The organism is Candidatus Avelusimicrobium faecicola, from assembly GCA_900540405.1.
Lineage (GTDB): Bacteria > Elusimicrobiota > Elusimicrobia > Elusimicrobiales > Elusimicrobiaceae > Avelusimicrobium > Avelusimicrobium faecicola.
The window spans coordinates 1-7,826 of sequence record UQFW01000059.1; the positions used below are offsets into that span (position 1 = coordinate 1).

A 7,826-nucleotide genomic window follows, 5' to 3' on the forward strand; every position below is an offset into this window, starting at 1 on the left:
ATAAAAAAGCCCCTCTGTAATGAGGGGCTTTGCGGTTTTTGTATTTCTTATAATAATTCTTTGCAGAATGTGCGGCTTTCCGGCGTGACGGGCGTGCAGACCACGCGGTTTTGGTTATCCGCCTTAAAAAGTGTGTAGAGCAAATCCCCGGCCGGGGAGCGCACCGCGGCAGTAATGCCCGTGGGCACTAAATAAACCTCAAAGCCGGAGCATTTCAAAATGCGTGGAGTGAGTTTTTGGCAGTTTTCAAATTCCCCGTTCCAAACGGCGCTGTCCGCCCCGGCTTGCACGCGCTCGGCCTGTACGGCTTGTATTTGGGCCACTTGCGTTGCCACCAGGCCGGCTTGCGCTTTGTTGGCCAAATGTTTATATTGGGGCAGGCTGACCGTCATTAACAGGGCGGAAACAAACACAATCGCCAGTAAAATGGAAACAATCGTCACCATAGTAAGGGAAGTTTCTTCTTCCTCTATAAAATCGTCCGGGTCAAATTCCGCATTTTTGAGTATCACGGCGCTATGGCTGATGCGGTCGTGCAGGGTTTGTTTGCGGCGGTCAAACGCGGCCATAAAAAAGCCGAAGTAAAAAGTTAAATTCGTGACCAGTTTGGATAAAATACGCTCCGTAGCTTGCCAAAATGTCAGGCGGCGGCCGCGGTGGTCCACCACTTTAATACCGGCGATTATTTTGCCCAAACTGGCTTGCATGGGGGAGCTTTCCAACAATGCATAATACAGCCAAATCACCACGACCAAGGTAATAGCCGCCGTGCCGGAGCCGGCGGCGTGCGCCACGGCCCAAAACAATACGGCAAAAATAGCCGCATCAATTAAAAATGCAAAAAAACGCTTCCAAATGCTTGCGTACATAAATAAAAACCCCCTTTTTTGTAAAAAATCCTCTATTTATAGTATAAGAACCTGCGCTTGTTTTTGCAAGTAATTAGTACCCGTCCGCACACAAAGGCGCCGTTTGGGCGGGTACGGCTTTTAACAAATCCTGCGGGTTGATTTTAATTTGTAGGCCGCGCAAACCCGCGCTTACAAAAATGTAATCCCACAAAATGCAATCTTCGTGAATAAAGGTAGGAAACAATTTTTTCATACCTAAGGGGGAACACCCGCCGCGCAGGTAGCCCGTCAGCGGGAAAAGCTCTTTTACATGGAGCATTTGGCAGGATTTATCCCCGGCGGCCTTGGCGGCCAGTTTTAAGTCCAATTCAGCCGCCCCCGGTATCACGCACACAAAGTACCCGGTGCGCTCACCGCGTAAAACGAGCGTTTTATAAATTTGCGCCAGGTTTTGCCCGGTGACGGCGGCTACATGCTGGGCGCCCAGGTCGTCTTCGTCCACCGGGTAGGATATTAATTCGTACGGTATGCCCAACGTATCCAAATGGCGGGCGGCATTAGTTTTGTGGAGTTTTTCTTTCATATTATTTCTTCTTTCCCGGTTTTTTGGCGGCGCTCTTTTGGGGCGTGTGGAGTTGGGCCTGCGGGTGCGTTTTCAAAAATGCGTCCACCGCGTCCAATTCCGGCTTGAGGTATTTGCCGGTGTAGGACCCGGCACAGGCGGCCACTTGGCGCGGCGTGCCCTGGCAGACAATGTTGCCGCCCTTATCGCCGCCCTCCGGCCCTAAATCAATCAGCCAATCCGCCGTTTTGATAACGTCCAAATTGTGTTCAATAATCAGCACGGTGTTGCCTTTATCGGCCAGGCCGTGTAAAACGTGCAGGAGTTTATCAATATCGGCAAAGTGGAGCCCGGTGGTGGGTTCGTCCAAAATATACAGCGTTTTGCCGGTGCCCTTGCGGGAAAGTTCATCCGCCAGTTTTACGCGCTGGGCCTCCCCGCCGGAAAGCGTGGTGGCCGCTTGGCCTAATTTGATGTAGCCCAGGCCCACGTCATTTAAGGTTTTCAAAATGCGTTGGATACGCGGAATGGCGGCAAAAAAATCCAACGCTTGCGAAACGCTCATATCCAGTACCTCGGCAATGTTTTTGCCTTTGAATTTTACTTGCAGGGTGTCTTCGTTAAAGCGTTTGCCGGCACATTCTTCGCACTTTACATAAATATCGGGCAGGAATTGCATTTGTATTTTTAAGATTCCGTCCCCTTGGCATTTTTCGCACCGGCCGCCTTTTACGTTAAATGAAAACCGCCCCGGCTTGTAGCCCCGGCGTTTGGCTTCGGGCATTTCGGCAAATAAATCCCGGATGTGGGAAAACACGCCCGTATAAGTGGCCGGATTACTGCGCGGCGTTTTGCCGATGGGGCTTTGGTCCACAATAATTACTTTATCTATATTTTCCAACCCTTTAATGGCGCGGTGGGCGCCGGGGGCCTCTTTGGCGCCGTAAAACTTTTGGGCCAGTGCGCGGTATAAAATTTGGTGGATTAACGTGCTTTTGCCGGAGCCGGAAACCCCGGTCACGCATACAAATTTGCCCAGCGGAATTTTGACATCTATATTTTTAAGGTTGAACTGTTGTGCCCCTAAAATTTGTAAGTATTTTCCGTTCCCCGGGCGCAGTTCGGCGCGGGGCAAAATCATCTGCCGTCCGTTTAAGTAAGAGGCGGTGAGGGATTTTTCGTTTTTCAAAAATTTGGGGGTTTCCTGCGCGGCTACAATCTGCCCGCCGTATTCGCCCGCCCCGGGGCCGATTTCCACCACATAATCGGAAGCTAAAATGGTGTCTTTATCGTGTTCCACAATAATTAGCGTGTTGTCTAAATCACGCAAGTTTTTGAGCGTTTCAATCAGGCGGTCGTTATCGCGCGAGTGCAGGCCGATAGTCGGCTCGTCCAGTACATATAACACCCCGGTCAGCCCGGAGCCGATTTGCGTTGCTAGGTGGATACGCTGGGCTTCCCCGCCGGAGAGCGTTTGGCTTTTGCGGTCCAAGGTTAAATAAGCCAGCCCCACGCTGTTTAAGAAACCCAGGCGGGCCTTAATTTCTTTTAATACGTCTTTGGCGATGGTTTGCTCTTTGGCGGTTAATTGCAAGTTGTTAAAATAGTTAAGCGCGGCCGATACCTGCATAGACGTAATATCCACAATGCTTTTGCCGTTAATGTAGACGGATAAGGCTTCCGGCTTGAGCCGTTGGCCCTGGCAGGTGGGGCAGGTCACTTCGCGCATAAAGCGGTCGTGGATTTCTTCTTTTACAAAATCGCTTTCGCTTTCCTGGTAGCGGCGCTTGAGGTTGGTAATAACGCCCTCAAACGCTTGTTCCCCGCCCGAAATGACGGATGTATAACTGGCCCCTCCCGCGCCGTAGAGCAGTAAATCGCGCTGGGTCTTGGGGAGTTTTTCCCAAGGGGTGTTCATATTGATATGGCCTTGGCGGCAGACTTGTTGCAAGATGTCAAAATAGTAGCCGCTCCAGGAGCTTTTCCAACGGTGGGTGCGGGTTGTCACGGGGTTGTGCCAGGCGGCAATCGCTCCCCCATTAATGGAGAGCGTTTTGTCCGGCACGACTAAATCTTCGTCAATTTCAATTTTCAGCCCCAGGCCGTTGCAGTCCGGGCAGGCCCCATAGGGGGAGTTGAACGAAAAAAGGCGCGGCTCCAAATCACTAAACCCAATGCCACAATGGGCGCAGGCGTTGTTTTCGCTATAAGTAAATTCGCGCGGGTTTTCGCCTTCTTCCAAAATATGCACGAGTCCTTTGGAATATTTGAGGGCGTTTTCCAAACTTTCGCTTAAACGCTCTTTTTCAAATTCTTCCACAAAAATTTCGTCCGCCACCAGCTCAATGGTATGCTTTTTATAGCGTTCCAACACAGGCGGTTGGGCCACTTCTATCACGGTGCCGTCCACACGCGCTTTTACATAACCCTCTTTTTTCAGCTTGGCGAAAAGTTCCTCGTAAGTGCCGGCCCGCCCTTGAATGAGGGGGGATAAGACATAAACGGTTTTTTCGTTAAATTTTTTAAGAATATCCTGCGTAATGCCCTGCACGCTCCAGGCTTCCACTTCCCGCCCGCAACGGGGACAATGGCGGTGGCCGATACGCGCAAACAACAGGCGCAGATAGTCGTAAATCTCCGTGACGGTGGCCACCGTGGAGCGCGGGTTTTTGGACGGATTGCGCTGTTCTATGGAAATAGCGGGGGAGAGCCCCTCAATATGTTCCACGTCCGGCTTTTCCATCAGTTCCAAAAACTGCCGCGCATAGGCGGACATACTTTCCACATACCGCCGCTGGCCCTCTGCGTAAATGGTGTCAAATGCCAGCGAGCTTTTGCCGGAGCCGGAAAGGCCCGTCACTACCGTCATTTTGTCTTTGGGTATTTCTACCGTAATGTTGCGTAAATTGTGTCCCTTCGCGCCGATTACTTTAATGCTTTTCATAAAAATCCTGTAATAAATAGTCAAATAGGCCCAAAAAGCCTTTAATAAATTGTACAATTTATTTAATTTATACTTTAAGGTTCCGTTATGAAAAAACCGGTTAAATATTTATTATATGCGCTGGGGGGCTTGCTTTCCCTGGGGATTATTGGGCTGTTGGTCTATCAGGCCAAAGACAGTTTTGTAAAAATTTGGAGCGAAGTAAGCACCCTGTATTTGGGGTTGTCGCTTTTATCTTCCGCTTTGATTTATGTGGCTATGGGGCTTAGCTTGTACGAAGTCCTGCGTATTATGGGCCACAAAATCGGCAAAGGGGCCGCTATTGGGATTGCGCTGGTGTCCACTACGGTCAATTATGTGGTGTCTTCGCTGGGGGTGTCCGGCTTTGCGTTGCGGGCCCACCTGCTCAACCGCCGCCGCGTGCCGTTTGGTATGTGCGTGACGGCCAGTATTGTTATTACAGTATTGCTTTATTTTGTGTTGGCGGTAATTATTTTGCAAGGCTCTTTACTGTTGTTTTTGAATAGCTCCGCCACTACACTGCAAATCTTAAAAAATTTCATTTTAATTGTGGTGATGTGTGCGGTGTGTGTAGCCGTCACCGCGTTTTTGTTTAATGACGAATGGCGCTCCAAATGGGTGCGCCGTATTTTCCGCCTGATGAACAAAATGCTGTTTCACGTTTTCCGCGCGTTAATCCCTAAAGGCAAGTACGATAACTTTGTAGACCAGCTGGACGAAGGCATTGACCTTATCCACAAGAAAAAGAAAAAACTGACCTGGACCATTATTTATGTGTGTGCCGATTGGTTATTTACTATTTTAGTTTTATATTTTGCTTTCCGCGCCGTGGGCGTGCATATTACGGCAGGGGTGTTGGTGGCCGGGTTTGCCGTTGGCATGGTGACCACGCTAATCCCTTTACTGCCGGGCGGTTTGGGCGCCATGGAACTGGCCATGACCGCTGTTTATGCGCAAATGGGTATTAATTGGGATGCCGCCTTAATGGCCACCCTGATTTACCGGGTGGTGTATTATATTTTGCCCGGCATTGTAAGCATTTTTATTTACTGGGGGCTCCAACTTTCCGAAGGGCATATTCCCCATAAAAAGAAATCTGTTCCGGGAGTTTCCAAATGAGAGAACGAATTGACGAATTAGTGCCTAAAAAACATCCCTCTTGCTATGTACATAAAACGGCCTGTTTGTTGGGGGCCGTCACGCTGGAAGAAAACGTGTCCGTTTGGCCGTGCGCCGTGTTGCGCGCGGATATTGCCCCCATTACCGTGGGAAAGGGCAGTAATATCCAAGATAACGCCTGCGTGCATGTAAACTATAACTGCCCGGCGGTAATCGGCGCGGGCGTGACGGTGGGGCATGGGGCCATTGTACACGGCTCCAAAATAGGCGATAACTGCTTAATCGGTATGAACGCGGTAGTGTTGGAAAGTGAAATCGGCCCCAACTGCATTATCGGCGCGGGCAGTGTGGTGACGGCGGGGAAAAATATTCCGGCCGGGTCTTTGGTGTTGGGCGTTCCCGCTAAAGTGGTGCGCCAACTGGACGAAGACGAAATCAACTCCGTTTTGCATAACGCGCACGAATACGAGCGCCTGGCTAAAATTTACAAAGACCGGTGCGAGGAAATGGCATGAAAAAAGTAGTGCTGGTGGAAGACTCCAAGGTACTGGCAACGGCCCTTTGCGGCGCCTTAAAAATAGAGGGCGTGGAAGTCATCTGGGCGCCCGACGGCGTAAAAGGCGTGGCGGCGGCCAAACAGCACAAGCCGGATTTGATTTTATTGGATTTAATGCTCCCCAAATTAAGCGGTTTTGAGGTGTGTAAATTGTTAAAAACGGACAACTCCACTTGGAAAATTCCGGTGGTGATAATGTCCACATTAAGTGACCCCGAATCGCGCGACCGCGCCACCCAAGCCGGGGCGGATTATTTTATTCCCAAACCGTATGATTTGGCCTCCACCATGGCGGAGATAAAAAAATATTTGCATATTTAACCAAGCGGCCCGGTTGCGGGCCGTTTTTCAAGCGAGGTGACGTATGAGTACCCAAAAAAGCACCCGGCCCACGCCGGAATTGTTGGAAGAATTGTTAGATGCCAACCAACCGTCTAAAGTGTTGGAACTGTTAAAACAGGTAAAAACAAAAGATGCCGCCATGCGGTTTTTGGAGGGCGAGGCGCACCGCCAGTTAGGCTCTTTTGAAGCGGCTATTGCCAGTTATGCCAAGGCGTTGGCTATTTGCGAAGATGCCGAAGGCCGCATGGATGCGTTGCTCGCCTTGGCAGCCTGCTACCGCACGTTGGGGCACTCCGCCGCCGCGTACGAAATGGCCGACGAATCCTTACAAATGGCGAACGAACTGGAAATGGACGATTACGCCGTGCGCTCCATGCAGGAAATGGGCATGGCCTTGCGCGCGTGGGGCCGTTTGGAAGAAGCACTGGATATGCTGGATGTGGTGCTTTCTTATTACGAACAGCAAAAAGATTGGGCCGGTATGAGCTTTATTTGTTGGGCCAAGGGCGGCATTTTCCGCTTACAGGGCCATTTTGAAGACGGCATCCGCCAGTTTAAGGAGTCTATCCGCCTGGCTAAAAAAGCGGGGGACGATATTAATTTGGCTTACGGGTATTGCGGGTTAGCCGGCATTAGCCGCATTTGCGGTAAAATTGACGATTGCGTTAAAAATTACAAATTGGCGGAAAAAATCTTCCGCGCAAGCGAGGACGTTTTCGGCAAAGCCTATACCAACTGCGGCATGGCAAACGGTTTGCGCCAACAAGGCAAGTACGACGAAGCCCTGCGCCATTATAACACCGCCGATAAGCTCTATTCGTCTATTCACGATACGGTGGATTTGGGCTTTGTAAAGTGGGGCCGCGCGGATATTTTGAAACGCAAAAATAAATTGGAACTGGCCTTAAAAGATTTGCAGGAAGCCAAAGTGCTTTTTGATAATTCCGACGAAAAACGCGGCCAGATTTTGACGAAACTGTCTTTGGCGCAAGTGTTGTATGCGCTGGGCAAAACGCCGGAGGCGGAAGAGTTGTATGCGGCGGGAGTGGAGCAGGCGAAAGGAGAGGGGTTGCATACCTACCTGGAAAGCTACACTTGATAACGGCTGTTGATAACGGCTGTTGATAACGGCATTTGGTAAGTGGCGATTTTAACGCACAAGGGGAAAAATAACATTTTTCCCCTTGTTTGCGTTTGATGGGCATACCATTTTCCAAATTTAAGCCCTTTTGCCCCGCCTTTAGGCTTGGAGCCCTTGCAGGCTACCGCGCCTAAACTAGCGGCGCAAAATCTTCTTAAATTTGAAAAATCATGCTACCAACACTTACTCTTGTACTATTCTGCACGGCAACGCCAAGGAAGAACGGCAACGGCGGACGGCATTTGGTAAGTTTAGAGATTAACGCACAAGGGGAAAAATAACATTTTTCC

General features: G+C 50.1%; 7 protein-coding genes. 4 read left to right on the plus strand and 3 right to left on the minus strand.

From position 1 onward, the window contains the following. Positions 1-47 precede the first annotated feature (47 nt). From ACQY18_RS05930 to uvrA, 3 genes are all read right to left on the minus strand, one after another. Positions 48-869 carry an RDD family protein gene (locus tag ACQY18_RS05930; protein ID WP_428039203.1) on the minus strand — a complete coding sequence of 274 codons (822 nt, stop codon included), beginning with the start codon at positions 867-869 and terminating at the stop codon, positions 48-50. Positions 870-942: 73 nt separating this feature from the next. After that, entirely contained in the window at positions 943-1,434 is a 492-nt protein-coding gene (gene ybaK / locus ACQY18_RS05935) for a Cys-tRNA(Pro) deacylase (RefSeq protein ID WP_428039204.1), read from the minus strand. A gap of 1 nt (position 1,435) precedes the next feature. Next, positions 1,436-4,357, minus strand: a complete 2,922-nt coding sequence (uvrA, locus tag ACQY18_RS05940; protein WP_428039205.1) for an excinuclease ABC subunit UvrA — start codon at positions 4,355-4,357, stop codon at positions 1,436-1,438. 87 nt (positions 4,358-4,444) lie between these two features. Between uvrA and ACQY18_RS05945 the strand changes: the two genes are divergently transcribed. From ACQY18_RS05945 to ACQY18_RS05960, 4 genes are read left to right on the plus strand one after another with little or no spacing between them, the layout of a single operon-like run. Next, on the plus strand, positions 4,445-5,497 hold the full coding sequence (locus ACQY18_RS05945; RefSeq protein WP_176777344.1) for a flippase-like domain-containing protein: 1,053 nt from the start codon (positions 4,445-4,447) through the stop codon (positions 5,495-5,497). Next, positions 5,494-6,012 (plus strand): gamma carbonic anhydrase family protein, encoded by a 519-nt coding sequence (locus ACQY18_RS05950; protein WP_176777343.1) that lies wholly within the window; start codon positions 5,494-5,496, stop codon positions 6,010-6,012. The genes ACQY18_RS05945 and ACQY18_RS05950 overlap by 4 nt, the downstream gene beginning before the upstream one ends. Beyond that, on the plus strand, positions 6,009-6,374 hold the full coding sequence (locus ACQY18_RS05955; protein ID WP_428039206.1) for a response regulator transcription factor: 366 nt from the start codon (positions 6,009-6,011) through the stop codon (positions 6,372-6,374). Before ACQY18_RS05950 ends, ACQY18_RS05955 begins: the two co-directional genes overlap by 4 nt. A gap of 43 nt (positions 6,375-6,417) precedes the next feature. Next, positions 6,418-7,494: a tetratricopeptide repeat protein gene (locus ACQY18_RS05960; RefSeq protein ID WP_176777341.1), complete on the plus strand. Its 1,077-nt coding sequence runs from the start codon at positions 6,418-6,420 to the stop codon at positions 7,492-7,494. Positions 7,495-7,826 lie beyond the last annotated feature (332 nt).